A 25,618-nucleotide genomic window follows, 5' to 3' on the forward strand; every position below is an offset into this window, starting at 1 on the left:
CATTTTGAATATTTTTATTATAATTAAAATTAGTGGTGATCTATTACTATTTACTTACATTTTATGGTAACTATCATATTTTATTTGACGTTATCAATTTCTGTTTAATAAGACTGACAAATTTACTCTATGTTAAAAGAAAATAGAGCACTATAACTAAAGAAACTACTAAAAAAATAACAAAAAGACAACCGGGATCCTTATAAAATGGCTTATCTGCATTTAAATGATAGCTAAAACTCCCTTTTTTCCTTGCCTTTTTAAGATGCTTAATAGATTCAGAATAATTACCTTCTTCTCTATAAATAACACCTAAGTTGTTATAGGCCGGCCCATATTCATCATCTATATCTACTGCCTTCTGATAAAGTTTTTTGGCTCGATTCAGATTTCCCATTTCTTTTGCAATACTTCCCAGATTCGTGATTGCTGGAGCAAAGTCAGGGTCCTGTTCCAGGATTTGATTTAACAATGATTGTGCCTTGTTATATTCCTTGCGATAGATATGAATTACCGCTTTTTTATTTAAAGCAGGAGCAAAATTAGGGTTTTCAGCTAAAAATTCTTCCAGCCTTTTAGCTGCTTTTTTTCTGCTTCCTCTTTCCAACAATTCGACACATTCCTCATAATCTTTTTTCTTTTCTTCCTGCAGCTGCTTTTTGTAATATGACTCCTTCATATTCTCACCCACTTTTTATTAACTTCAATTAAACATTATATCATAATTTTACCTTAAACTGCAAAAATGGCCCTCAGCTAGGCCATTTGCAGATATTAAATTTATAAAAATATATCGTTTATTCCAACCGGAGCTAAAATTCATTCTAATTAACTTAGTTAAATCATCTGAACTTTGTAATTAAGCTACCAGTGAAGATCAGGGTTTCTGGCCGCTTTAGTTTCATCAAGTTTCCTCACAGTTGTGGAATGAGGTGCTTTATTAACCAGTTCTGGATCTTCTTTTATTTCCCGGGAAATAGTCAGCATAGTTTCTATAAAATGATCCAGAGTTCCAATGTTCTCTGTTTCTGTTGGTTCGATCATCATTGCTTCTTTAACCACCAGTGGGAAATAAATAGTGGGAGCATACTGATCATAATCCAATAGTCTTTTAGCTATCTGCAGGGTTGAAACTCCCTCTTCCTTCTGCCGACTGCCGGAAAGGACAAACTCGTGCAGACTGTCTTCAGCATAGGGCAGCTCAAAATCTTTTTTGAGTCTGGCTTTTAAATAGTTCGCATTTAAAACAGCATTTTCAGTTGTCTTTTTAAGCCCTCTGCCGCCTAATGTCTTAATATAAGCCCAGGCTCTAAGCATTACTCCATAGTTACCATAAAAACTGTGCACTTTTCCGATCGACTTTGGCCGCTGATAATCCCAGTAATACTTTTCTTCATCTTTTTTAAGCAGTGGTCTGGGTAAATAGGGCGCTAAAAAATCCTTAACTCCAACCGGGCCAGAGCCAGGTCCACCTCCACCATGAGGAGTAGAAAATGTTTTATGGAGATTAAAATGCATTAAGTCAAAATCCATCAGCCCGGGTTTGGCATAACCCATAATTGCATTCATGTTGGCTCCATCATAATAAACCAGGCCACCTGCCTGATGAACCATCTCGGTTATTTTTAAGATGTCTTCTTCAAAAATACCCAGGGTGTTTGGGTTGGTCAGCATTAAGGCAGCAGTATTTTCATCTAAAGCTTCTGCCAGGGCCTCTAAATCAACCATTCCCCGCTCATTAGAGGCAATCTCAACTACATCAAAACCTGCCATTGCTGCACTGGCGGGATTGGTACCGTGAGCTGAGTCAGGCACTATGACCTTTGTCCTATTTTCTTCACGCTCTTCAAAATATTTTTTAACTATCATTAAAGATACAAATTCACCATGGGCACCAGAAGCTGGCTGTAATGTTATCTCATCCATAGCACTTATTTCTGCCAGATCCAGTTTCAACTGATATAATATTTCGAGTGAACCCTGGAGCTGTTTTTCTGGCTGATAGGGATGAATATTTGTTAATCCAGCTATGCGGGCAACTCTCTCATTTCGTTTTGGGTTATACTTCATGGTACAGGAACCGAGTGGATAAATTCCGGAATCAACTCCATAATTCATCTCACTTAAAGCTGTGTAATGACGTACTACATCCACTTCACTAACTTCCGGCAGCTCAAGGTCATCTCTTAAATATCCAGTTAATTCTGCTTCCAGATCACTTTTTTCCACCTCAAGTGGAGGTAGAGAATATCCTTTACGTCCAGAACTGCTGTAATCTTTGATTAGTTTTTCCTCCACTTAAAGCACCTCCAGTTTTTCTACTAACTTATCCATTTCTGCTTTTGTTCTCTTTTCAGTTACACAGACTAATATTCCATTTTCCCCAATGTTTTTTAAATCATAACCAACAATTATTTCTTCTTGCAGGAGCTCTTCAAAAACTTCTGTGCTCTCTTTTTCTGATTTTAGAACAAACTCATTAAAGAAATTATCCTGATTAAGAACTTCAAAACCACTCAGACCATTAATTTTTTTAGCTAAATAATGAGCCTTGTGATAACACTGCTCACCAACTTCTTTTAGACCTTCTTTACCCATTGTCGCCAGATAAATAGTGGCCATTAAAGCATTTAAAGCTTCATTAGTACAGATATTGGAAGTTGCTTTTTCTCGCCGGATATGCTGTTCCCTGGTCTGTAAGGTTAAGACAAAACCTTCTTTCCCGTCAACATCAGTTGTTTTGCCAACAATTCGGCCGGGCAGCTGCCTGAGCATCCTTCTGTCATCTTTACAGGCCATAAAACCTAAGTTTGGCCCCCCATAATTTAAGCCATTCCCCAGGTTCTGGGCTTCTCCGACAACTATATCAGCTCCAAAATCAGCTGGTGCTTTTAGTACTCCCAGTAATATTGGATTTGCGATCACCAGCAGTAGTGTGTTTTTTTTGTTTTTAATCATCTTAGAAATTTCTTCCATTTTTTCCAGAGATCCATAGAAATTTGGATACTGCAGGACCACAACTGCAGTCTGATCATTAATATTTTTTTCAATTTGAGCTGGATTGATAATCTGCTGTTTACTTTCTAGATCAACAAATTCCAGTTCAGCTCCGGCACCATAAGTTTTTATAACCTCTCTGTAAGCAGGATTAACCGTATCAGGAAGCAAAACTCGAGAATTACCTGTAATTCTGGCAGCCATAGTTACAGCTTCTGCTGCTGCTGAACCACCATCCAGCATCGAAGCATTTGCAATCCCCATCCCGGTTAAATCACAGATCATACTCTGATATTCATAAGCTGCTTCCAGAGTTCCCTGGCTTAATTCTGCCTGATAGGGAGTATAGGCTGTATAAAATTCAGAACGAGAAATTAAAGCATCAATTATTCCTGGTAGATAGTGATCATAAGCTCCTGCACCTAGAAAAGAAATCTGCTGGTCCAGACTCTTATTTTTCCCCGCCTGCAGCTGAGCCCTCCTCATTAATTCCAGCTCAGAAATACCAGATTCAATATTTAAACGCTCATCTGCTGATACTGCCTCTGGAATCATCTGAAAAAGATCCTTAACCTCTTTCAATCCGATCTCCTGCAGCATTTTATCCTTTTCTGCTGCTGTGTTGGAAATATAGTCCATCATTATTCCTCCTCAATGAATTCAGCATACTCCTCTGCAGATAAAAGTTCGTCTAATTCTGAATCATCAGCAGGATCAACTTTAATTAACCAGCCTTCTCCATAGGGATCATCATTAATTAATTCAGGATTATCAATTAAATTTTCATTAACCTCCAGAATTTTACCACTGACCGGAATAAAAGTGTCCGATACAGCCTTAACAGATTCTAAAACCCCAAAGCCATCATTTTTTTCAAATTCTTCCTCAACTTCTGGAAGTTCTACAAAGACTATATCTCCCAGTTCTTCCTGAGCAAAATCAGTAACTCCAATTACCAGACAATCTTCTTCCTCTCTAACCCACTCGTGATCTTCCGAATAATACAAACCATCTTTTACACTCATTTTTATTCCTCCTTATGTTTTGACAATAAAATTTTCCTGCCAGCAATATAAATTTAGATCCTAGACAAAAGGACCTTTTAAAACCTCAGCTTTAACCATTCGCTTCCTGACCTTAATTTCAATTTCAGTCCCCGGTTCTGTATATTCATCTTTTAGATAAGCAAGACCAATACTCTCTGCCAGAGTTGGAGAATAGCTTCCACTTGTTACTTCCCCAATCTTTTCCGACTCAGCATAGACCTCATATCCATGTCGGGCCATTCCTCTACCTGTAATTTTAAATGGACAAAGTTTTCGCTGACAGCAATTTTTTTCAATTTCTATTAATTTCTCTCTCCCTATAAAATCTCCTTTATCAAGAGCAGCAGTCCAGCTTAAACCTGCTTGATAGGGATTAGTTGTTTCATCAATATCATTACCATATAAAGGGTATGCTTTTTCCAGCCGCAAAGTGTCTCTAGCTCCCAGGCCGCAGGCTTTAAGACCAGAATCAGATCCTGCTTCCATTAGCCGATCCCATATTTTTTTGGCTGCCTCAGGCTCAAAATAAAGTTCAAATCCCAGTTCTCCAGTATAACCAGTTCGGGAAATAATCATTCCAATTCCTGCTGCTTTAGCCTGCCTGAATCGGTAATAATCCAGAGAATTCAAATCAATATCTGTTAGTTGAGTCAATATTTTTTTTGACTCTGGACCCTGCAGAGCAAGCATAGCATATTTATCTGAAAGGTTTTCAGCTTTTGTTTTTGAAAGAAGATGTTCATTGATCCATTTAAAATCTTTTTCAATATTAGAAGCATTTACAACCATTAAATATTGATCTTCCTGCAGACAGTAAACTAATAAATCATCAATTATTCCCCCATCCGGCTTACAAATAGGTGTATAAATGATTTTACCTGGCTCCAGCTTCTGAAGATCATTTGTTATAATTTTTTGCAGCGATTTAGCAGCATTTTCTCCACTGACAAGGATTTCTCCCATGTGTGAAACATCAAAAAGTCCACATTGATTTCTGACAGCCTGATGCTCTTCAATTATACCGGTGTATTCAACCGGCATTTCCCAGCCTCCAAAATCAGTCATTTTAGCTCCCAAATCTTTATGTATTTGATTAAGCGGAGTTTTTTTCATTTTTTAAGCCTCCTTTAACCTCATTATTAGTTAGAATCCTGATTAGTTAGTGTCCTGAATTTAATATTTTCTGTATAAATGATAAATAGTAATTAAGCTGCTTAAAATAAATCCCAGTTTACTAAGCTTAATGAAAATTAAATACCTCTCCAAAAATTAGAAAACAGGAAGCCGGAAAGTAATTCCGACTCCCTGTTCATCAAAACTAAATATGTCCAGAGTTACGTCCAGCTGAATTCTTTTTGCCTGAGAGTTTCGGTTTCCCTTGCTCCTTCGGCGCCAATTATGGTCTCTCATCCAGCCTTCACCCGTTATGATTAAATTGTATGTCTTAATTATATATTATTATTTTAAATATTGCAAAATTAAAATACAAAAGCAGTAAGTACTACAGCCACCAGCAGGGCGGGCAGCAAATTACCTGTTTTTATTTTGCTGACCCCCAGCATATTTAAACCAATAGCAGTAATTAATAAACCTCCACTGGCTGTCATAATTCGGATCATATCTTCAGTTAAATAAATAGCCGCCCAGTCTGCTGCCAGAGTAATACTTCCCTGGTAGAAAAGAATTGGAATCGCCGAAAAAGCAACACCAATCCCGGTGCTGGCCGCAAAAGCAATAGAAGTTATTCCATCCAGCAGTGATTTGGTAAATAAAATGCTGGGATTATTATTAAGTCCATCCTGAATTGAACCCATAATTGCCATTGCACCCACACAATAAATCAGGCTGGCCTGGACAAAACCCTGAACAAAGAGATCATCATCTCCCCCAAATCGGTCTTTTAGACTTTCTCCAAAATCATTTAATCTTTTTTCCAGCTGCAGCAGTTCTCCAATCACAGCTCCAATGACCAGACTGAAAATAACAAGTAAAATATCCGGATCCTTCTCAATACTAAAGGCCATCTGCATTCCGATTAATATCACAGCCAGGCTTATCCCGTGAATCACAGTGGTCTGCACTTTTTCTGGGAACTTTCCTCTAAAAAGAACTCCCACAGCACTTCCAGTTAGTACAGAAGCTACATTAACAATAGTTCCTATCATTATATATCACCTATCTACTCTCTTCTATATCTATTTGTTTCACATGAAACACTACTTTAGTTTTTCAACCAGCTCTTTTAATTTATCAAGACTATCCAGTTCGATAGTCAGCAAATTATTTTTCTTTCTCTGCTTAATTTTAACCTTTGTCCCTAAATTCTTCTCTAATTCTGAAGCTGCCTGCTGCCAGACCTGATCCAGTTCGGGTTTTTTCTCTTTTTTTTCCTTACCTTTGAGAGGGTTTTTAAGTTTTTCAACATAATTTTCAGTTTCTCTTACTGTCAGGTCCTGGATTATAATATTTTCGCAGGCGGCAACCTGAGTCTCTTCTTTTTCCAGTGATAATAAAGCCCGGGCATGTCCGATGGTGATTGTTCCCCGCTGCAGATGATTTTTAACTTTATCAGAAAGTTTTAAAAGTCTGATCATATTTGAAACATTGGAGCGGCTTTTACCCACCTGTTTGGCCAGTTCTGCCTGAGTTATATCAAAATTATCAAGCATCTCTTTATAGGCTCCTGCTTCTTCAACTGGATTTAAATCTTCCCGCTGTATATTTTCAATCAAAGCAATTTCCAGCATTTCCTGATCATCAAAATTTCTGATTACAGCTGGTATTTTATCAAGTCCGACCAGCTTTGAAGCCCGCCAGCGCCGCTCTCCTGCAACAATCTGGTATTTCTCAGCTTTGATTTTACGGACTGTAATTGGCTGAATTATTCCTTTTTCCTGAATAGAATTGGCCAGTTCCTTGAGGGCATCTTCGTCAAAATTACTGCGCGGCTGAAAAGGATTGGGCTCAATTTGGTCAGTGAAAATTTCCTCAACTCTGCTCTGATCTACATTCTCATCATTATTTATCAGGGCACTTAAACCTTTACCCAGTCTTTTTTTGCTCAAGAGATATCACTTCCTCTGCTAATTTTCTGTATGCTTCTGCTCCTTTGGAGGAGGAGCTGTAATCGAGAATCGGTTTACCGAAACTTGGAGCTTCACTTAAACGGACATTTCGAGGAATAATTGTCTCAAAAACCAGATCAGAAAAATAATCTTTTACTTCATCTATTACCTGTTCCGAGAGATTAGTTCTGGCATCATACATTGTCATTAAAACTCCTTCGATCCGCAGATCGGAGTTTAAATTTTTTCTGACAAGTTCAATGGTATTCATCAGCTGACCCAGACCTTCCAGAGCATAATATTCACACTGAATAGGAACCATAACACTATCAGCAGCCGTTAAAGCATTTAAAGTTAAGAGGCCCAGAGAAGGAGGACAGTCAATTATAATATAATCATAATCTTGATTAAGTGTTTTTAATGATTTTTTGAGCCTGCTTTCTCGAGAGATAATGGAAACAAGTTCAATTTCTGCTCCTGCTAACTCAATATTGGCAGGAATAATATCCAAATTTTTATTGCTGCTCTGCAGTATTGCTTTTGCAGGCGGCTCAGATTCAATTAATAAATCATAGATTGTATATTCAACCTCAGATTTTTCTATCCCCAGGCCGCTGCTTGCATTCCCCTGAGGGTCAATATCGATTAATAAAACCCTGTTATTTTGTTCTGCCAGACCAGCACTTAAGTTTACTGCTGTTGTGCTCTTGCCAACCCCACCTTTCTGGTTGACAATCGCAATTTTTTTAGCCATTATTTCACCTCTTTGTGATCTTTATTTAGAGAGTTTAATATAATATTCTATGCTATCCTGATCATCACTGCGTTCAAATTCAACCCTAATTCCTGAATCTTTAATTTCGGAAATTCTTTTTTCCAGCGAATTAGCAAAAAGCCGCAGATCATCAGAAATATGTTTAATTTGATTCTTCTTTTTAGCAGGCTGCTGCTGTTTTTTTATTAATTTTTCGCTTTCTCTAACATTAAGTCCCTTTTTGCTTATTTCTTCAACCAGCGCCAGCTGTTCCTCAGCGGTCTCAAGTTTAAGCAGAGCCCTACCGTGTCTTTCACTTAAATCGGCTGCTAATAGTTTTTCTCTAATTTGATCAGATAAATTCAACAGCCGCAGTTTATTGGCGATAGTAGACTGGCTTTTTGAAATTCTCTCTGCCAGCTCCTTTTGCGTTAAACTAAATTCATCTATAAGCCGCTGATAAGCCTGTGCTTCCTCTAAATAATTTAAATCTTTCCGCTGGAGATTCTCAATTAGAGCAATCTCTGCCACCTGCTGATCATTAAGATCTTTAATCACAGCTGGAATAACTTCTTTATTTAAAAATTTGGCAGCTCTAAGCCTGCGCTCTCCAGCAATTAATTCGTAGCTGTTTTCCTCTTCAGCTTTCCGGACCGTTACTGCCTGAATCAAGCCAAAGTTTTTAATTGACTGAGCCAGTTCTTCAATTTCAGACTGCTTAAATTCCTGTCTGGGTTGAAAAGGATTAACTTTGATCTGATCAACTTTGATTTCTACAATTTGATCCCTGTTATTTTCATTATCCTGATTAAAAAAAGGAATTTTCATTAAAAATTACCCCCACCTAAAATTATATTTCTCTAAACTAACTAAATATCCTTTTTTAATGTTAAAAATAGAAGCTAAACCTGGATAGCTTCCAAAATTATTTCCCGGGAAATAATTTAAAGGGGGCGTTTTTTGGGAATTCCAGCCCGCCGGGGATATTTATTTTCAGTTGAATCATTTTTGGTAACAATAATTAAATAGCGTTCAGCTTCCAACCCTGGTACATCAAGTTTTATACTTTCTTTAATTTCTGCATCTAATGTTTTTAAGGCACTTTCGGCTCCCCTGATTTCTTCTTCATATTCCGGTCCCTTATAAAGATAGGCCTCTCCTCCAATTTTTAAAAAAGGAACTGCATATTCTAGCAAAACATTTAGGGAGGCTACTGCCCGGGAACAAACATAATCAAAAGAACCACGCCATTCTTCTAATTTTGCCACGTCTTCCGCTCTGCCGTGAGTTGCATCAATGCCTTTTAGCCCCAATTTGTAAATTAATTGATTTAAAAAGTTAACCTTTTTGGCTGAAGAATCAAGTAAATAAAAACTGTCTCCCGGTAAGAATAATTTTAAAACCATCCCCGGGAAACCGGCTCCGGTACCAATATCAAGCCATCTTTTTCTGCCTTCAAAATCTACATGATTTAAAATCACCAGAGAATCAAGATAGTGTTTTTTTATAACTTCCTCTGGCTCAGTAATTGTGCTCATATTATATTTTTTATTTTCCTCAAGAAAGAAAAGATAATATTCCCACAGCTGTTCGAGCTGTTCACTGCTGTAGGAAACATTTAGAGCTTCAATACCTATTTTTAACTCTGCAATAAATTCCTGTTTACTGATCTCCATTCGAATCATCCTTTTTCTTTCTGTTATACTGCTCTAAATAAATCATTAAAGCAGAAATGTCGGCTGGAGAAACACCGGAAATTCTCGATGCCTGGCCAATAGAAAGGGGTCTGATCTTATTTAACTTTTCTCTTGCTTCCAGACGCAGATTTTCTAATTGATTATAATCTAACTCTTCTGGTATTATTTTTTCTTCCATTTTTCTAAATTGTTCGACCTGAGATTGCTGCCGCTCTATATAACCTTTGTATTTAACCTGGATTTCCACCTGTTCCTGAACATCTTTTTTTATTTCCGGCAAATTTTCTGCAAAAAATTCAAGATCTTTATAAGAAATTTCGGGCCGACGCAGTAATTTTTCTAAATTAACCGGTTTGCTTAAATTACCGCTTCCCAGTTCTTCTAATTTAGCTCTAACTTCTTTGGTCGGGTTGACCTGGTTTTCTTCTGCTCTTAAATAAGCTAAAGCTTTTTCTACAGCTTTTACTTTTTCCTGATAATGCTGATATCTCTGATCACTTACCAGACCAATTTCTCTGCCCAGAGGAGTTAAACGCTGATCTGCATTATCCTGACGTAAAAGCAGCCTGTATTCTGCTCGAGAAGTCATAATTCTATAAGGCTCCGGTGTTCCTTTAGTAACTAAATCATCGATTAAAACCCCGATATAGGCCTGAGATCTTTTTAAAATTACAGGATCTTTTCCCTGCAGACTCAAAGCCGCATTAATCCCGGCAATTAAACCCTGACCGGCTGCTTCTTCATAGCCTGAGCTGCCGTTAATCTGTCCGGCAGTATAAAGTCCCTTAACTTTTTTTAGCTCTAAATCAAGTTTCAATTCTTCCGGGTCCACACAATCATATTCAATTGCATAACCAGGTCTCATAATTTCTACATTTTCTAAACCCGAGATAGTTCTTGCCATTTCAATCTGTACATCATAGGGAAGACTGGTAGAAAGTCCGGAAACATAATATTCGTCAGTACCCAGTCCCTCTGGTTCAATAAATAACTGATGTCTTCCTTTATCAGGAAAGCGGACAACCTTATCCTCTATTGAAGGACAGTAGCGGGGTCCAACTCCATCAATCACTCCACTAAATAACGGTGTACGCATTTTATTATCACTAATTATTTTATGAGTTTCTTCGGAAGTATAGGTCAAATAGCACATTGCCTGTTCTCCACTTAAAGGTTCAGATTCAAAGGAAAAACTCAAATCTTCTTCTCCCGGCTGAGGCTCCATTTTAGAAAAATCCATAGATTTTTTGCTGACCCGGGGAGGAGTTCCTGTTTTAAATCTTCTTAAATTAATTCCCAGCTCCTTTAAACTACCGGAAAGTTTATTGGCCGGATACTGCTGGTTGGGACCGGCATTAAATTCCGCCTCCCCAATAATGATTCTTCCTTTTAAAAAGGTTCCCGTTGTTAAAATAACCTTTTTACCGGGGAAAAAGACTCCAGTTTTTGTTACTACTCCTTTGACCTCACCGTTTTCCACAATGATTTCTTCGGCTATCTGCTGTTTTAAATCTATATTATCTTCCTGTTCTAAAACCTGTTTCATTCTTTTATGGTATTCATCTTTATCTGATTGTCCCCGCAGTCCGTGAACTGCAGGACCTTTACTTGTGTTGAGCATTCTAATCTGGATCATAGTTTCGTCCATATTTTTGGCCATTTCTCCACCCAGAGCATCAATTTCCCTCACTATGTGAGATTTTCCAGGTCCACCGAGTGAAGGGTTGCAGGGCATAAATGCAACATGATCTAAACTGACTGTTAGAGTTAATGTTTTTAAGCCCATGCGCGCTGGAGCTAAAGAGGCTTCACAGCCTGCATGTCCGGCTCCAATTACAATTACATCATACTCATTTGGATATTTATGAAAATCCATTATATCTCTCCCTTATATAAAAAATTATTTTCCAAGACAAAAATCATTAAATATTCTATCGAGAATATCATCAGCAACTGTTTCTCCAGTTATTTTCCCGAGACCATCAAGACAGTCTTTTAAATCTATAGTTAAAAAGTCATAGGGCATATTTGTTTCATGTGAAACAATTACCCGTTCAATTGCTTCCTCAGCTTTGACTAGAGCATCGCGATGTCTGCTCTGAGTTATTACGGCCTCAGCATCTGTGTCAATTTCCTCATCCAGAATTTCATCTAAAATATCAGTTTTTAATTCATTTAAGCCTTCTTCCTCTAAAAGTGATATCCAGAGCAGACTGTGCTCAGAGAATTCTTTTTCAATTTTTTCTTTTTCGAGCTTTGCCGGTAAATCAGTTTTGTTGACAATTACAATCACTGGTTTATCTTTAATCAGTTTATATATTTCCCGATCCTCAGAGGTTATTCCCTGATTAACATCCAGCATAAAAAGGATTAGATCTGCTTTTTCTGCCGATTTTCTGGTCCGTTCAACTCCAATTTTTTCTACTTCATCTTTTGTTTCTCTTATTCCAGCCGTATCAATAATTTTTAACGGAATACCCTTTAAATTAATGAATTCTTCAATTACATCTCTAGTTGTACCCGGTACATCAGTCACAATTGCTCTTTTTTCTTCTAAAAAATAATTCAGCAGACTTGATTTACCTACATTGGGTTTACCAACAATAACTGTTTTTAAACCTTCTTTATATATCTTTCCCTGTTTGCTGCTTTTTAATAATTTTTCTATCTCTTCTTTTATATAATTGAATTTATCTCCCAATTTTGCTGGAGAAAAACCTTCTATTTCATCTTCTGGATAATCTATTGCTGCTTCAAGATGAGCAAGTATTTCTACAGCCTCTTCTTTTATTTGATCAACTTTCTGCGAAAGCTTACCATTTAATTGATCAACAGCCAGGTCCAGGCTCTTTTCCGTTTTTGAATTAATTACATCAATAATTGCTTCTGCCTGAGCCAGATCAATCCTTCCATTTAAAAAGGCTCGCTGAGAAAATTCACCAGGCTCTGCCAGCCGAGCTCCCTGTTTTAAAGTTAAGTCCAGTACTGCTCTGAGTGGAGTCATACCGCCATGACAGTCAAATTCCAGCACATTTTCTCCGGTAAAAGAATGCGGCTTTCTCATCATAATTGCTATTACTTCGTCAATTATTTTATCACTATCAGGATCCTTTATATGACCATAATGAGCTGTATAAGTCTCCTGTTCCGAAATTTTTTTATCCTCTTTGATTGAACTAAAAATTTTATCTCCAATTTGATAAGCCTGGGGCCCGCTAATCCTTATTTTCCCGGTTCCACCTGTACCAAACGGAGTTGCAATGGCCGCAATAGTATCTTCTTTTAAAATATCCATTTTCTTAACACCTCCTAAAACATAACCCAGCAGAGAAATCCCTGCTGGGTTAATGATAAAATCCATCTACTTCTTTTATTTTCTGTTAATGGAGTGCTGTAGTATAAGCTAATACAGCTTTTTTATATTTAGATAATTATCTTAATTATCCAATGGTTCTATCATAACTTTACGGTAGGGTTCTTTTCCCTCACTGTATGATTTAACATTTTTATTTTCTTTGAGTTTAATATGAATAATTCTTCTTTCATGTGGCGGCATTGGTTCTAAAACAACTTTTCTCTGTTTTCTTTCTGCTTTAGCAGCCAGCCTTTCTGCCAGTCTTTCTAATGTTTCCTGGCGGCGGTCTCGATAACCTTCTGCATCAAGTAGAACTCTAAAATATTCTTCTAGCTCCTTATTAATATAGATAGAAGTTAAGTACTGCATTGCATCAAGAGTTTCTCCTCGATGACCAATTACTAAACCAAGTTCTTTTTCTCCTGTTAAATTGTAAACTACCTGCTCATCATCACTTTTTTCTTCCAAAATTTCTACACCAACATTGATTTTGGCTTTATTTAAAAGTGTTTCTAAGAATTCTTTTCCTTTTTTGACAGGATCAAATATTTCCTTTACTTCTACAACAGCATCTTTGGTACCAATTAAACCCAGTAACCCCTTACTACCTTTGTCAATAACATTAACTTCTGCTTCTTCTCTGGTAATTCCAAGTTCAGTCAGGGCTTTTTCTACTGCTTTTTCTACATTTTTAGCTTCTACTTTTATGCTTTTCATTTTTATTATGCATCCCCTTTGATTCTGCTAGGTTCTTTGGATAGGAAATACTGCTGACCTACAGTAAATAAGGTTGATGTAAACCAGTATAATAATACTCCAGCAGGTAATGAAAAACCAATGAACACAATAAATAGCGGCATCAGATACATCATTTTGTTGCTCTTACCCTCTCCCCCAGAAATTTTCTGGGTCATATGGGTCTGACCTAACATAACAAGTGCATTTAAAAGTACAATTGCAATATCTGGCTCAGCTAAGGAACCATTAGTTATTGTTCCAATCCACAAAAAGGACTCAGCTGCCATTTTATCCCCTAACGCAAAAATGGTTCTGTATAAAGGAATCAAAATTGCCATCTGTACAATCATCGGCAGACATCCAGCAGCTGGATTAACACCATGTTCCTGATAAAGTTCCATCATTGCTTCCTGCTGTTTTTCTTTATCATCTTTATATTCTTCCTGGATTTTCTGCATTTCAGGCTGAATCTCCTGCATTTCTCTCATTGAACGCGTCTGTTTTGCTGTGAGAGGATAAAGTACAAGCTTAATCAGCAGGGTAAAGATAATAATTGCAAGTCCATAATTACCAACAATATTGTAAATAAAATCTAAAGCATATGCCATTCCGTTAATTAACCAATCAAACATTTAATAAATTCCTCCTATTCTACCGGATCATAACCACCTGAATTAAAAGGATGACAGCGCAAAATTCGCTTTAAACCCATCCAACTACCTTTTAAAGCCCCATATTTTACAATTGCCTGTCTTGAATATTCCGAACAGGTAGGACGAAAACGACAGCTTTTTGGAGTCCAGGGTGAAATAATCTTTTGATAGATTTTAATTAAAAATAAAAATATTTTTTTCATTTTATCACCTTTATTTAACCAGTTTCATAATCATTGTCAATAATTATGTAAAAATAATAAAAAACAACAATTTATTAACTTTTATGTAATTCAAAATGTAATTTAAATTATATTCATTTTTTTATACAGCTTTTTTACATCTTTTTTTAAGTGCTGATAATCAAGTTGAATAACCGGTTTTCGGGCAATAAAAATTATATCATAACCTTTAAATTCTTTTTCTTTTTCAAACTCTCTAATTATTTCTCTTAATCTTCTTTTTAATCTGTTTCTAACCACAGCATTGCCAATTTTTTTACTAACTGATAAACCATAGCGATTTTTTTTGCCTTTTTCATAATTTAAACAGTAAATTACCAGATTTCGAGTAGCATATGATTTTCCATTTTCATATACTTTTTTAAACTCTTTATTTTTTTTGAGACTTTCCACCAAATAACCTCCAGCTAAAATAATCCACAACTAATATAATTATTAATTCATACATTTAAAATTATATGCTATTTAGATAGTAGAGTCAAGCAAATTTAATCTTATCCACAAGATAAATTTTTTCAGCCTTTGTTGATAATTTGTTGATAATCTGTTATTATTAATATGGTTATTTCGAATTAAAAGTTAATCTTGACTGAGTTAATAGTTAAGAGGATATTAACAATTTGTTTATAAAATAATCAACAATTCCCTTAAATACAGCAAAATACACGTAGTTATCCACAATTACTTAGTTTTTTATCCACAAACTGTTAATAACAATCGTTCTTTGTGGATATCTTTTCTCTATTTATTAACAAGTTTTTATTCTATTTTTGATTTTAAAAACTTATTTTACTGTTTTAACAGGAATGTTTAAAGCTGTCTTTTTGTGGATAACATCTCGACTTGTCCACAATTTTGTGGATAAAGCCCTATTTATCCCCGTTAATTGGGGATAACTTTAACTTAAGCACAATTTTTTTAGAATTACAGGAGGTATTTTATGTCTTTCTCGCAAAAAGAATTAGACCATATCTGGAAAAAAACATTAGAAAATATTAAAGAACAAATTACAAATCCAAGTTTTAATACCTGGTTTTCCGAAACAAAAGCTGTGATGACCACTGCTGAAAATCAGCTGGTGCTGCAGGTACCAAATAATTTTATTCAGGAATGGATAGAAAGCCAGTATACTGATTTAATTGAGGAAATATTGGAAGATTTAACAGGTAATAAGTGGTCTTTGATCTTATTAACACCAAAAGAAGTTAAAAAATTTAAGGAAAATAAAAAAGCTAGTAATGTAGAAAAAAAAGAAGATCAGCAAGCTGAAGTAGTTGAAGAAAGTTTAGAAGAAAATAATATGGAAGAATCAGAATTAGAACAAAATGGTTTTAACCCTAAATATACTTTTGATACTTTTGTAGTAGGTAACAGCAACCGTTTTGCTCATGCGGCATCCCTGGCAGTTGCTGAAGCACCGGCAAAGGCATATAATCCTCTCTTTATTTATGGAGATGTAGGACTGGGAAAAACTCATCTTATGCAGGCAATAGCACATTTTATTCTAAAAAACAATCCTGATTATAAGGTGGTTTATGTTTCCTCAGAAACATTTACAAATGAATTGATAAATGCAATCAAAGATGATAATACAGTTAATTTTAGAGATAAATACAGAAATATAGATATTTTACTGGTTGATGATATCCAATTTTTGGCCGGGAAAGAAAGAACCCAGGAAGAATTTTTTCATACCTTTAATACCTTACATGAATCGAATCGACAGCTGATTATCTCAAGTGATCGTCCTCCAAAAGAAATTCCAACTTTAGAAGAAAGACTCCGTTCCCGCTTTGAATGGGGTTTAATCACTGATATTCAAAAACCGGATTTAGAAACCAGAATTGCAATTTTAAGAAAAAAGGCCGATATAGAAAATTTAACTATTCCAAATGAAGTAGTAATCTATATTGCAAATAAAATTCAGTCAAACATTAGAGAATTAGAAGGTGCTCTGGTTAAGGTAATTGCCTATTCTTCGCTTGTTGACAGAGAAATTGATGTAGATCTGGCCAGAGAAGCTTTAAAAGATCTGGTTAATAAGAAGAAAAATGAATCAATTGAAGTTAATATAGAAAGAATCAAAAAAATCATAACAGATGACTATAATTTAAGAATGGAAGATATGCAGTCTAAAAAAAGAACTCAAAATATAGCTTTTCCCCGTCAGATTGCTATGTATTTAAGCCGAGAATTGACCGATTTTTCTCTTCCTCATATTGGAAACGAATTTGGAGGAAGGGATCACACGACTGTAATTCATGCTCATAATAAAATAAAAGCAAAAATAGAAAATGAAGATGATTTTAGCAATAAAATAGAACGCTTAATTGACACAATTAAACATGGTTAAGTCAAATAAATCTGTTATATTTTTCATTTTTAAAAGTCATTTTTCTATCTTTTTTTCTATCAACAATTTTTGTGGATAATTATTAAGGTGGCTGTTGATAGAATGTTGATAAATTAAAACTGTTAGTATGTGGATAACTCTTATCATATCAGCTAACATATTATCTACAGGCAAAATCAGGCTCTCATTAGTCCGGGTGGGCTTATCCACATATTCACAGCCCCTACTACTATTACTACTAGTTTTATTAATAAATTAACCATAATTATAGTTTCTCAATTTTGTTAATAACTTTTAATTTGGAGGGATACACTTTGAAATTTTCAATTAATCAAAAGGATTTATATCAGGCTTTAAACATAGTTCGAAGAGCTGTAGCCAAAAATCAAACATTACCAATTTTAACAGGAATATTTTTAAGTCTAGAAAAAAACACTTTAACTTTAAAATCAACTGATCTGGAACTGGGTATTAAATATAACTTAAAAGTAGAAGCTCAAATAGATGGATCAATTGTACTGCCAGCTGCTCAATTTTTAAATATCATTCGGGAACTGCCAGATGAGGAAATAAAAATTGAGTTAAATCAGGATAAATGGCAGCTGCAGATTAAATGTCTTAATTCTCTCTTTAAAATAAATGGTTTTGATCCGGATGAATTTCCAAATTTACCCCAGGTAGAGGAAAGTGCTAATTTTAATCTTCCTTCCAGTAAGTTTAAGGAAATGATAAAAAAAGTAAGAATATCTACTTCAAAAGATGAAACACAACCTGCTCTAACTGGAGCTTTATTTGAAGTTGAAACAGAAAAAGTAAAAATGGTTTCTACCAATACATATCGTTTATCCTATATTGAGGCTCCTTTAAAAACCAATGTTGAGGAAAAAATAGCTGTTATCTTACCGGGAAGTACACTGCAGGAATTAAATAATCTTTTAGAAGATGAAGGTAGTGTTGATATTGAAGTTGACAGCAATTATGTCCGCTTTACATTTAATGGTATAGAAGTTATATCACGGTTAATAGAAGGTAAGTTTCCCAATTATGAGCTGGTAATTCCGGATGAATCAAATAGCAAATTCAGTGCAGATCTTTCGCAGCTGCAGGGAGCAGTAAAAAGAGCATCTTTAATTGCAAAACTTGATGCAAATATAATTAATATTTTTGTAAATGAGGGATTGATGGAGGTTAACTCTGCTGAGGGAAGTTCTGGTTATGCACACGAAGAAGTTGAGATTGATCTTGAAGGTCCGGATCAGAAGATTAATATTGATGCAGGCTATTTTATTGATGTTTTGAAAGTTTTAGATTCTGAGAAAATTAATATAGAAATGATCGGCCCTTTAAATCCACTTGTTGTTAAATCAGAAACTGGAGAAGGAGATAAGTTTATTTATTTGATTATGCCGGTTCGCTCACAATCATAATTATTTTTTAAAAAGTGTACTGGTCTGTGGAAATGTGGATAATTATTCAGAGGGTACACTCAATGTAAATCAAGGAGGAAATTATAAATGGAAGCAGTAAAAATTACAAGTGATACAATTAATCTGGATCAATTTTTAAAATGGGCTAATATTGTAATGAGTGGTGGAGAAGCAAAACATTTAATTCAGGCAGGAGAAGTAGAGGTTAATGGCGAAATAGAATTAAAGAGGGGAAAGACTTTAAAAGCTGGAGATATTGTTTCTTTAACAGAGGAAGATAAAAAATATAAAGTAAGTCGGGGATAATTAATGTATTTAGAAAGAGTTCTCTGCCGAAATTTTCGTAATTTTGAAGAGTTAATGATTGATTTAAATCCAAATTTAAATATTTTCTTAGGTGCCAATGGTCAGGGTAAGACAAATTTTTTGGAATCAATTTATTTAATGGCCACCGCTAATTCTCACCGCAGCAGTATTACTTCGGAAATGATAAGCTGGGAAAAAGAAAAAGCACTTGTTCAGTTGCTTTTACGGCGCAGAGAAGGTAAAATAAAGTTAGCCATGCGTTTAGAGAAAAATGGACGCCAGGTTGAAATTAATGATAATCCTCTGGATAAAGTAAAAGAACTGCTGGGATATTTAAATGCAGTTTTATTTTCTCCTGAGGATTTAAAGTTAGTTAAAGAGGGTCCTGCTCACAGACGCGATTTTATAGATCTTGAGATTTCCCAGGTCAGCCGCTATTATAACCATCTTTTAAGTAAATATGATCATATATTAAAACAGAGAAATAATTTATTGAAATCAATTAGAGATGGTAAATCAAGTGATCGGGAGATGCTTTCAGTCTGGGATGAACAGATTGCTGAAGTGGGATCCAAAATAATTTTGAAAAGGGTAGAAGTTATAGATAAGTTGAAAATTCTGGCCAGACTTTCTCAGCGTAAAATAACTGAGGGAAGAGAAAATTTAGAACTTGAATATGATATTTCTCTAAATAATTTTTCCAAAAAACTGGGAGAAGCAGAATTGAGAGAACTTTTTATAGATAGTTTGATAGCAAAACGGGATCAGGAAATTTCTCGTGGTTATACTGTAATTGGTCCCCATCGAGATGATCTTATTTTAAAGGTAAATGAGATGGATTTACGCAAATATGGTTCTCAGGGACAGCAGAGAACTGCTGCTTTAGCATTAAAACTGGCAGAACTGGAATTTATGAAATCAGAGACCGGAGAATACCCAGTCCTGCTTTTAGATGATGTTTTTTCGGAATTAGATGGTTTAAGAAGAAAAGCATTGATTAATATTATAGCTGATAAAATTCAGACTATAATTACAGCAACAGATGGTGAAAATTTATCCGGACTTAAAAACAACTCCTATAATGTTTATCAGGTCAAAAAGGGGAGAATAAAAAAGAGGGTGAATTAGAATATGTTTTTACATCTTGGTGATGGTTATATGATTCCATCAAAAGAAGTGGTATTAATTGGTGATTTAGAGAGTACGACTTCATCTGAGATAACCGAGGAATTTTTAGAGATTTCTGATGAAGAAGGATTTATTGTTGATTATTCCGGGGGTAATGCCCGTTCTTTTGTGTTGACAGGGGAGACGATTTATCTTTCAATGATCTCATCTAAGACACTTGGAGATAGAGTTGATAAGTTTACAGAAGAAAATGGGGGATATTGATGGATATTATAGACAGAGGCAATTACGAAGCAGAACATATACAGGTACTGGAGGGACTGGAGGCAGTCCGCAAAAGACCTGGAATGTATATCGGTTCTACAAGTATAGAAGGACTGCATCATTTAGTATATGAGGTAGTTGATAATAGTATTGATGAGGCAATGGCTGGATATTGTACGGAAATATCTGTTGAAATAAAACCGGGAGATGTAATTAAAGTTCAGGATAATGGACGTGGTATTCCGGTAGAAATCCATCCCAAGGTAGATAAACCTGCTGTAGAAGTTGTAATGACTACCCTGCATGCCGGGGGAAAATTTGGGGGAGAAGGATATAAAGTATCCGGTGGCTTACACGGTGTTGGTGTATCTGTAGTAAATGCACTGACTGAGTGGATGGAAGTCGAAATTGCCTGGAAAGATGGCAAAGTATATAAACAAAGGTACGAAAGAGGAGTTCCACAGCATGAATTACAGGTAATTGGAAGCTGTGATAGTGAAGACACAGGTACTACAATTGAATTTAAACCTGATCCGTTAATTTTTGAGGAAATAGATTTTGAATTTAGAATCCTGGCTCAGCGTTTAAAGGAGCTGGCCTTTTTAAATAAGGGAACAACTATTAAAATTACAGATACTCGTCAGGAAGAACCAGAATCAGAAGAGTTTCACTATGATGGTGGACTGGTATCTTTTGTAGAATATTTAGCCCAGAGTAAAAAACCTTTACTTTCTGAACCAATTTACATAGAAGATGAGGAAGAAGAAGGTTCAATTGAGGTTGCAATTATGTATCATCAGGGATATAATACCTCACTTTATACCTTTGCCAATAATATAAATACTAAAGAGGGTGGAACTCATTTAAGTGGATTTAAATCGGCTACTACCCGGACTTTTAATGATTATGCCCGCAGCAAAAATCTGTTAAAAGATGATGATGATAACCTTAAAGGTGAAGATATTAGAGAAGGTATGATTGCAATTATCAGTGTTAAATTATCTGAACCTCAGTTTGAAGGTCAGACCAAAACTAAACTGGGGAATAGTGAAATGCGGGGTTTTGTTGATTCTGCAGTTTCTTCATTTTTAAAAACATATTTAGAAGAAAATCCAAAGGTTGGAAAAACAATTATTGATAAAGCTATGAGCGCGGCTCAGGCACGAAAGGCTGCCCGTAAAGCCAGAGATTTAACCAGAAGAAAGAGTGCTTTAACTTCTACAGCTCTGCCGGGTAAACTTGCAGATTGTTCCCGTCGAAAAGCTGATGATACAGAAGTTTATATTGTTGAGGGTGATTCTGCTGGTGGTTCTGCTAAACAGGGTCGTGACAGAGAGTTTCAGGCTATTTTGCCGCTTAAAGGTAAAATTTTAAATGTAGAAAAATCTCGCTTAAATAAAATTTTAAATAATGATGAGATTAGAGCTTTAATCACTGCTATAGGTACAGGAGTGGGCGAAGAATTTGATATAAATAATATTCGTTATGACCGAATTATAATTATGACTGATGCAGATGTCGATGGAGCTCATATTAGAACTTTACTTTTAACATTCTTTTATCGGTATATGCGTCCTTTACTCGAAAATGGAAATATATATATTGCACAGCCGCCTTTATATAAGGTAAAAAAGGGTAGAAGAGAAGAATATGTTTATAATGATAAGGCATTAAAGGAGCTGCTTGAGGAAATTGGAAAAGATAGAGTTTCCATGCAGAGATATAAGGGTCTTGGTGAGATGAACCCCAGTCAGCTCTGGGATACTACTATGGATCCAGATAATAGAATCTTACTCCAGGTAGATATAGAAGATGCAATCATGGCTGATGAGACATTCTCTATTTTGATGGGGGATAAGGTAGCTCCCAGACGTGAATTTATTCAAAAACATGCCCGGGAAGTTAAAAATCTCGATGTATAATTTTTTAGCTAATAAAAGATAAAGGTTGGTGAAATATTTTGGATCAAAAAGCAGCAAGAGTAAAAAAAATTGACATAGATAAAGAAATGAGAACCTCCTATCTCGATTATTCGATGAGTGTAATTGTTGGTAGAGCCTTACCTGATGTTAGAGATGGATTAAAACCTGTGCATAGAAGAATTTTGTATGCCCTGGATGATCTGGGAATGACTCATACCAAACCACATAAGAAATCTGCCCGTATTGTCGGGGAAGTACTTGGTAAGTATCACCCACATGGAGATACAGCAGTTTATGATACAATGGTTAGAATGGCTCAGGATTTTTCTTACCGCTATATGCTGGTAGACGGACACGGGAACTTTGGTTCTGTTGATGGAGATAGTGCAGCAGCTATGCGTTACACAGAGGCCAGAATGGCTCCAATTGCCTCAGAGATGATGACTGATATTAACAAAGACACTGTTGATTTTATACCTAACTTTGATGAATCTTTAGAAGAACCTGAGGTTTTACCGGCAAGATTTCCAAATTTACTGGTTAACGGTACTTCCGGGATTGCAGTTGGAATGTCCACAAGTATTCCTCCCCATAATTTAGGTGAGATAATCGATGGAGTTATAAAATTAATCAATAATCCGGAAATTACAACCAAGGAATTAATGGGAACCATTAAGGGACCTGATTTTCCTACAGGTGGTCAAATTATGGGTCGTGGCAGTATTTATAAGGCCTATAAAAATGGGCGCGGTAAATTAACTGTGAGAGCTAAAACCAGAGTTGAAGATTTATCAATAAATAGAAAACAAATTATTGTAGATGAACTTCCTTATCAGGTAAATAAAGCTCGTTTAATTAAGAGAATAGCAGAACTGGTTAAGGACGAAAAACTGGAAGCAATTTCTGATATTAGAGATGAATCAGATAGAGATGGAATGAGAATAGTAATTGAATTAAAAAGAGAGGCTACTCCCAAGGTAGTTTTAAACCAATTATTTAAGCATTCTCGACTCCAGGTTACATTTAGTGTAATTATGATTGCACTTGTAGATAAGGAACCAAAGGTTTTATCCTTAAAAGAAATTTTAGAACATTACTTAGAACACCAAAAAGTAGTTATTAGACGCAGAACTCAGTATGATCTGGATAAAGCTCTAGATAGAGCCCATATTTTAGAGGGATATAGAATTGCTCTGGCAAATATAGATGAGATAGTAGAAATGATTAAAAATGCTGATGAAGTCGAAGCAGCCAGAATTAATTTGATGGAAAACTATGAGCTTTCTGAAACTCAGGCAAATGCTATTTTAAGAATGAGACTGCAGAGTTTGACTGGATTAGAAAGAGATAAAATAGAGACTGAATATGAAGATTTAAAAGAAAAAATAACATACTATAGATCCATTTTAGCAGATGAAGAAAAATTATTAGAAATTATTGAAGAAGAAATTCTAGCAATTAAAGAAAAATATAATGATGAGCGCAGAACTTCAATTATGAATAGAGTTACAGATTTAGAATTAGAAGATTTAATTGAAGAAGAACAGATTGTGGTAACTATGACCAATCAGGGTTATATTAAGCGGATGCCGCTTGATCTTTACCGCAGTCAGCGTCGCGGAGGTAAGGGAGTAATCGGTATCAGTACCAAAGAAGAAGATTTTGTGGAAAATATCTTTACGACCACCACCCATTATAAATTCTTATTTTTCAGTAATCAGGGAAGAGTTTATAGATTAAAAGGTTATCAGATACCGGAAACAGGCCGCCAGGCTAGAGGTACTGCAATTGTTAATCTACTGGAATTAGAAGATGACGAAAAAATTAATGCAGTAATTCCAGTTAAAGAATTCCCGGAAGATGCCTACCTAATTATGGCCACTAAAAATGGTTTAATTAAAAAGACTGCTTTGGAGGAGTATGATACCAATTATACCGGTCTGATTGCTGTTAACTTAAGAGAAAATGATGAACTAATTGGAGTAAGAATTATCGAAGAAGATGAAAATATCTTCCTGATTACCCGGAATGCAAAAGCTATTCACTTTAATGAGTCTGATGTTCGCTCTGTGGGTAGAAATTCATATGGAGTTAAAGGAATTAACTTAGCAGAAGATGATATAGTAATTGATATGGGAATGGATTCTGCCGGGGAAGAATTACTGGTAATTACTGAAAATGGTTATGGTAAGAGGACACCAATTTCCGACTATAGAATTCAAAATAGAGCTGGTAAAGGTATAATTACTGCCAATATTACTGAGAAAAATGGTAAATTGGCTGCGGCACGAATTGTCGATGACAGCCTGGAAATGATGGTTATAACTCAAAATGGTATTATTATCAGAGTAGATGCAGCCGAAATTTCTACTACAGGCCGTAATACAATGGGTGTTAAAATAATTAATGTTGGAGAAGATGATAAAGTGGTATCTTTAGCCCGAATTAATGATGATATTTTAGAAAAAGAAGAGGACGATCAGGAAGAAAAAGAAGAATTAACACCAGAAGAGAGAGCAGAGGCTCGTTTTGATAAAATCGTTGAAAAAATAGATAGAGAAGAAGAACAGGCTCTGGCTGAGGAAAATGAAAGTGAAGAAGAAATAGAATAAAATATTTAAGAGAATATTAAAGAATAGATAATTAAAAAATTAATATTTTATAAAAACTCCACAAGATTTATTTTTGTGGAGTTTTAAATTTTATTTAGCAAATGTAGGTGATTTTACATTCATAAGCAATAATTTATAATAAGATATAAGTAAGTTAAGAAAAGTTGATAAGAATACTCAAATTAATTTTAATAATTGTTAACTGCTTAACATCATAATAATTTAGATTCGATATAATGTACTCAATAAGAAAATAATAAGAAAAAGTTTATAAGACCTATAATTTTCAATAATCCTATAAGAGGTGATATAAGATGTTAAAAAGAGTAAAAGATTTTATTTTTGAAGCAGCTGAATTAGAAATGAAAGCAAGAGGTTACAAAGATAACAAGTAATTGTTTTGAGAAATAGTAATTTAAATTACTGTTTTAGTACCAACCTATAATTTCAATAATATTATAAGAGGTGATAAAAAATGAGAAAATTTGAAGATGTTATTAATGAATTTGCTGAAATCGCTGCCTTTGGATTTGGAGTTAGTTCCCGTAAGAAAAATGATAATAGTGATGACTATATAGACTATCTTGGTTAATTAAAATAATTAATTAATAAGTAAGTAACAAATAATAATTTTATAATTTTATAAGAGGTGATAATTATGATTAAAGAATTTACTAATAAACTAGTCAAAATGGAAGAAACTGCATTTGATCTAATGTTAAATAAGAAAGAAAATAATAAAAAAACTGATTCTTATATTGATTATTTTGGCTAAAATAAAAAATAAGGAATTTGATAATAATATGAAAAAAACAAATAAAAAATATAGTTATAACAAGAACTTCCTTTATAGTAGCTTAGAATAATTTAAATTATTCTCTACTTGAAGGGAGTTTTTTTATATTTTCCTTGACATGAGATATTATTAATGGTATTCTACTACTTGTCGCCGAAAAAGATATACTAATTTTCTGGCCGACAAAATTATCTTAAAAAGTTCTTGACAAAGCAAAAAGAGATTGATAAGATAATAAGCGTCGCACAAATAATTTCCGCCAA

23 protein-coding genes and 1 riboswitch are annotated in these 25,618 nt (G+C 35.0%); of the genes, 7 read left to right on the forward strand and 16 right to left on the reverse strand.

Features of this window, described 5'->3' with window-relative positions:
* Positions 1 to 127: 127 nt before the first annotated feature.
* From DFR79_RS14555 to rnpA, 16 genes are all read right to left on the reverse strand, one after another.
* A complete protein-coding gene (locus DFR79_RS14555) occupies positions 128 to 679 on the reverse strand; it encodes a tetratricopeptide repeat protein (RefSeq protein ID WP_133516196.1) in 552 nt (183 codons plus the stop codon).
* A gap of 185 nt (positions 680 to 864) precedes the next feature.
* Positions 865 to 2,298, reverse strand: coding sequence for an aminomethyl-transferring glycine dehydrogenase subunit GcvPB (gene gcvPB / locus DFR79_RS14560; protein WP_133516197.1), 1,434 nt, complete (start codon positions 2,296 to 2,298; stop codon positions 865 to 867).
* Complete coding sequence (gene gcvPA, locus DFR79_RS14565; protein WP_208107562.1) at positions 2,299 to 3,636, reverse strand: aminomethyl-transferring glycine dehydrogenase subunit GcvPA; 1,338 nt, start codon at positions 3,634 to 3,636, stop codon at positions 2,299 to 2,301.
* Between the two features lie 2 nt (positions 3,637 to 3,638).
* The gene (gene gcvH / locus DFR79_RS14570) at positions 3,639 to 4,022 is read right to left on the reverse strand and encodes a glycine cleavage system protein GcvH (protein WP_133516199.1); all 384 of its coding nucleotides are present in this window, start codon (positions 4,020 to 4,022) and stop codon (positions 3,639 to 3,641) included.
* A gap of 60 nt (positions 4,023 to 4,082) precedes the next feature.
* Positions 4,083 to 5,156 carry a glycine cleavage system aminomethyltransferase GcvT gene (gcvT, locus tag DFR79_RS14575; RefSeq protein WP_133516200.1) on the reverse strand — a complete coding sequence of 358 codons (1,074 nt, stop codon included), beginning with the start codon at positions 5,154 to 5,156 and terminating at the stop codon, positions 4,083 to 4,085.
* 224 nt (positions 5,157 to 5,380) lie between these two features.
* Positions 5,381 to 5,464: riboswitch (glycine riboswitch) on the reverse strand.
* A 57-nt stretch (positions 5,465 to 5,521) separates the two neighbouring features.
* Entirely contained in the window at positions 5,522 to 6,208 is a 687-nt protein-coding gene (locus tag DFR79_RS14580) for a DUF554 domain-containing protein (protein ID WP_133516201.1), read from the reverse strand.
* A gap of 51 nt (positions 6,209 to 6,259) precedes the next feature.
* Positions 6,260 to 7,108, reverse strand: a complete 849-nt coding sequence (locus DFR79_RS14585; RefSeq protein ID WP_133516202.1) for a ParB/RepB/Spo0J family partition protein — start codon at positions 7,106 to 7,108, stop codon at positions 6,260 to 6,262.
* Positions 7,086 to 7,862 (reverse strand): ParA family protein, encoded by a 777-nt coding sequence (locus tag DFR79_RS14590; RefSeq protein ID WP_133516203.1) that lies wholly within the window; start codon positions 7,860 to 7,862, stop codon positions 7,086 to 7,088. Before DFR79_RS14590 ends, DFR79_RS14585 begins: the two co-directional genes overlap by 23 nt.
* Before the next feature lie 21 nt (positions 7,863 to 7,883).
* Entirely contained in the window at positions 7,884 to 8,690 is an 807-nt protein-coding gene (locus DFR79_RS14595) for a ParB/RepB/Spo0J family partition protein (RefSeq protein ID WP_133516204.1), read from the reverse strand.
* Positions 8,691 to 8,806: 116 nt separating this feature from the next.
* Complete coding sequence (gene rsmG / locus DFR79_RS14600; protein ID WP_133516205.1) at positions 8,807 to 9,538, reverse strand: 16S rRNA (guanine(527)-N(7))-methyltransferase RsmG; 732 nt, start codon at positions 9,536 to 9,538, stop codon at positions 8,807 to 8,809.
* Positions 9,525 to 11,435: a tRNA uridine-5-carboxymethylaminomethyl(34) synthesis enzyme MnmG gene (gene mnmG / locus DFR79_RS14605; protein WP_133516206.1), complete on the reverse strand. Its 1,911-nt coding sequence runs from the start codon at positions 11,433 to 11,435 to the stop codon at positions 9,525 to 9,527. Before mnmG ends, rsmG begins: the two co-directional genes overlap by 14 nt.
* A gap of 24 nt (positions 11,436 to 11,459) precedes the next feature.
* A complete protein-coding gene (gene mnmE / locus DFR79_RS14610) occupies positions 11,460 to 12,854 on the reverse strand; it encodes a tRNA uridine-5-carboxymethylaminomethyl(34) synthesis GTPase MnmE (RefSeq protein WP_133516218.1) in 1,395 nt (464 codons plus the stop codon).
* A gap of 141 nt (positions 12,855 to 12,995) precedes the next feature.
* A complete protein-coding gene (gene jag / locus DFR79_RS14615) occupies positions 12,996 to 13,631 on the reverse strand; it encodes an RNA-binding cell elongation regulator Jag/EloR (protein WP_133516207.1) in 636 nt (211 codons plus the stop codon).
* Positions 13,632 to 13,636: 5 nt separating this feature from the next.
* Positions 13,637 to 14,284: a YidC/Oxa1 family membrane protein insertase gene (locus tag DFR79_RS14620; protein WP_133516208.1), complete on the reverse strand. Its 648-nt coding sequence runs from the start codon at positions 14,282 to 14,284 to the stop codon at positions 13,637 to 13,639.
* A 14-nt stretch (positions 14,285 to 14,298) separates the two neighbouring features.
* Positions 14,299 to 14,508 (reverse strand): membrane protein insertion efficiency factor YidD, encoded by a 210-nt coding sequence (gene yidD, locus DFR79_RS14625; protein WP_133516209.1) that lies wholly within the window; start codon positions 14,506 to 14,508, stop codon positions 14,299 to 14,301.
* Between the two features lie 102 nt (positions 14,509 to 14,610).
* Entirely contained in the window at positions 14,611 to 14,940 is a 330-nt protein-coding gene (gene rnpA / locus DFR79_RS14630; protein ID WP_133516210.1) for a ribonuclease P protein component, read from the reverse strand.
* Between the two features lie 547 nt (positions 14,941 to 15,487).
* Between rnpA and dnaA the strand changes: the two genes are divergently transcribed.
* From dnaA to gyrA, 7 genes are all read left to right on the forward strand, one after another.
* A complete protein-coding gene (dnaA, locus tag DFR79_RS14635; RefSeq protein WP_133516211.1) occupies positions 15,488 to 16,900 on the forward strand; it encodes a chromosomal replication initiator protein DnaA in 1,413 nt (470 codons plus the stop codon).
* Positions 16,901 to 17,214: 314 nt separating this feature from the next.
* Positions 17,215 to 18,327, forward strand: coding sequence for a DNA polymerase III subunit beta (gene dnaN / locus DFR79_RS14640; RefSeq protein ID WP_133516212.1), 1,113 nt, complete (start codon positions 17,215 to 17,217; stop codon positions 18,325 to 18,327).
* Between the two features lie 87 nt (positions 18,328 to 18,414).
* Positions 18,415 to 18,633 carry an RNA-binding S4 domain-containing protein gene (locus DFR79_RS14645; protein ID WP_133516213.1) on the forward strand — a complete coding sequence of 73 codons (219 nt, stop codon included), beginning with the start codon at positions 18,415 to 18,417 and terminating at the stop codon, positions 18,631 to 18,633.
* Between the two features lie 3 nt (positions 18,634 to 18,636).
* Complete coding sequence (recF, locus tag DFR79_RS14650) at positions 18,637 to 19,761, forward strand: DNA replication/repair protein RecF (protein WP_133516214.1); 1,125 nt, start codon at positions 18,637 to 18,639, stop codon at positions 19,759 to 19,761.
* Between the two features lie 3 nt (positions 19,762 to 19,764).
* The gene (gene remB, locus DFR79_RS14655; protein ID WP_133516215.1) at positions 19,765 to 20,025 is read left to right on the forward strand and encodes an extracellular matrix regulator RemB; all 261 of its coding nucleotides are present in this window, start codon (positions 19,765 to 19,767) and stop codon (positions 20,023 to 20,025) included.
* The gene (gyrB, locus tag DFR79_RS14660) at positions 20,025 to 21,947 is read left to right on the forward strand and encodes a DNA topoisomerase (ATP-hydrolyzing) subunit B (protein ID WP_133516216.1); all 1,923 of its coding nucleotides are present in this window, start codon (positions 20,025 to 20,027) and stop codon (positions 21,945 to 21,947) included. Before remB ends, gyrB begins: the two co-directional genes overlap by 1 nt.
* 38 nt (positions 21,948 to 21,985) lie before the next feature.
* The gene (gene gyrA, locus DFR79_RS14665; RefSeq protein ID WP_133516217.1) at positions 21,986 to 24,559 is read left to right on the forward strand and encodes a DNA gyrase subunit A; all 2,574 of its coding nucleotides are present in this window, start codon (positions 21,986 to 21,988) and stop codon (positions 24,557 to 24,559) included.
* Positions 24,560 to 25,618 lie beyond the last annotated feature (1,059 nt).

It is taken from the genome of Halanaerobium saccharolyticum, from assembly GCF_004362045.1.
Lineage (GTDB): Bacteria > Bacillota > Halanaerobiia > Halanaerobiales > Halanaerobiaceae > Halanaerobium > Halanaerobium saccharolyticum_C.

What these genes read in the sequence shown, in the direction of transcription:
- recF (WP_133516214.1), top strand. Translation starts at nt 18,637, where the DNA reads ATGTATTTAGAAAGAGTTCTCTGCCGAAATTTTCGTAATTTTGAAGAG.
- jag (WP_133516207.1), bottom strand. Translation starts at nt 13,631, where the DNA reads ATGAAAAGCATAAAAGTAGAAGCTAAAAATGTAGAAAAAGCAGTAGAA.
- rsmG (WP_133516205.1), bottom strand. Translation starts at nt 9,538, where the DNA reads ATGGAGATCAGTAAACAGGAATTTATTGCAGAGTTAAAAATAGGTATT.
- DFR79_RS14555 (WP_133516196.1), bottom strand. Translation starts at nt 679, where the DNA reads ATGAAGGAGTCATATTACAAAAAGCAGCTGCAGGAAGAAAAGAAAAAA.
- DFR79_RS14595 (WP_133516204.1), bottom strand. Translation starts at nt 8,690, where the DNA reads ATGAAAATTCCTTTTTTTAATCAGGATAATGAAAATAACAGGGATCAA.
- gcvH (WP_133516199.1), bottom strand. Translation starts at nt 4,022, where the DNA reads ATGAGTGTAAAAGATGGTTTGTATTATTCGGAAGATCACGAGTGGGTT.
- DFR79_RS14590 (WP_133516203.1), bottom strand. Translation starts at nt 7,862, where the DNA reads ATGGCTAAAAAAATTGCGATTGTCAACCAGAAAGGTGGGGTTGGCAAG.
- gyrB (WP_133516216.1), top strand. Translation starts at nt 20,025, where the DNA reads ATGGATATTATAGACAGAGGCAATTACGAAGCAGAACATATACAGGTA.
- mnmG (WP_133516206.1), bottom strand. Translation starts at nt 11,435, where the DNA reads ATGGATTTTCATAAATATCCAAATGAGTATGATGTAATTGTAATTGGA.
- gcvT (WP_133516200.1), bottom strand. Translation starts at nt 5,156, where the DNA reads ATGAAAAAAACTCCGCTTAATCAAATACATAAAGATTTGGGAGCTAAA.
- remB (WP_133516215.1), top strand. Translation starts at nt 19,765, where the DNA reads ATGTTTTTACATCTTGGTGATGGTTATATGATTCCATCAAAAGAAGTG.
- yidD (WP_133516209.1), bottom strand. Translation starts at nt 14,508, where the DNA reads ATGAAAAAAATATTTTTATTTTTAATTAAAATCTATCAAAAGATTATT.
- mnmE (WP_133516218.1), bottom strand. Translation starts at nt 12,854, where the DNA reads ATGGATATTTTAAAAGAAGATACTATTGCGGCCATTGCAACTCCGTTT.
- gcvPA (WP_208107562.1), bottom strand. Translation starts at nt 3,636, where the DNA reads ATGGACTATATTTCCAACACAGCAGCAGAAAAGGATAAAATGCTGCAG.
- DFR79_RS14620 (WP_133516208.1), bottom strand. Translation starts at nt 14,284, where the DNA reads ATGTTTGATTGGTTAATTAACGGAATGGCATATGCTTTAGATTTTATT.
- dnaA (WP_133516211.1), top strand. Translation starts at nt 15,488, where the DNA reads ATGTCTTTCTCGCAAAAAGAATTAGACCATATCTGGAAAAAAACATTA.
- DFR79_RS14580 (WP_133516201.1), bottom strand. Translation starts at nt 6,208, where the DNA reads ATGATAGGAACTATTGTTAATGTAGCTTCTGTACTAACTGGAAGTGCT.
- DFR79_RS14645 (WP_133516213.1), top strand. Translation starts at nt 18,415, where the DNA reads ATGGAAGCAGTAAAAATTACAAGTGATACAATTAATCTGGATCAATTT.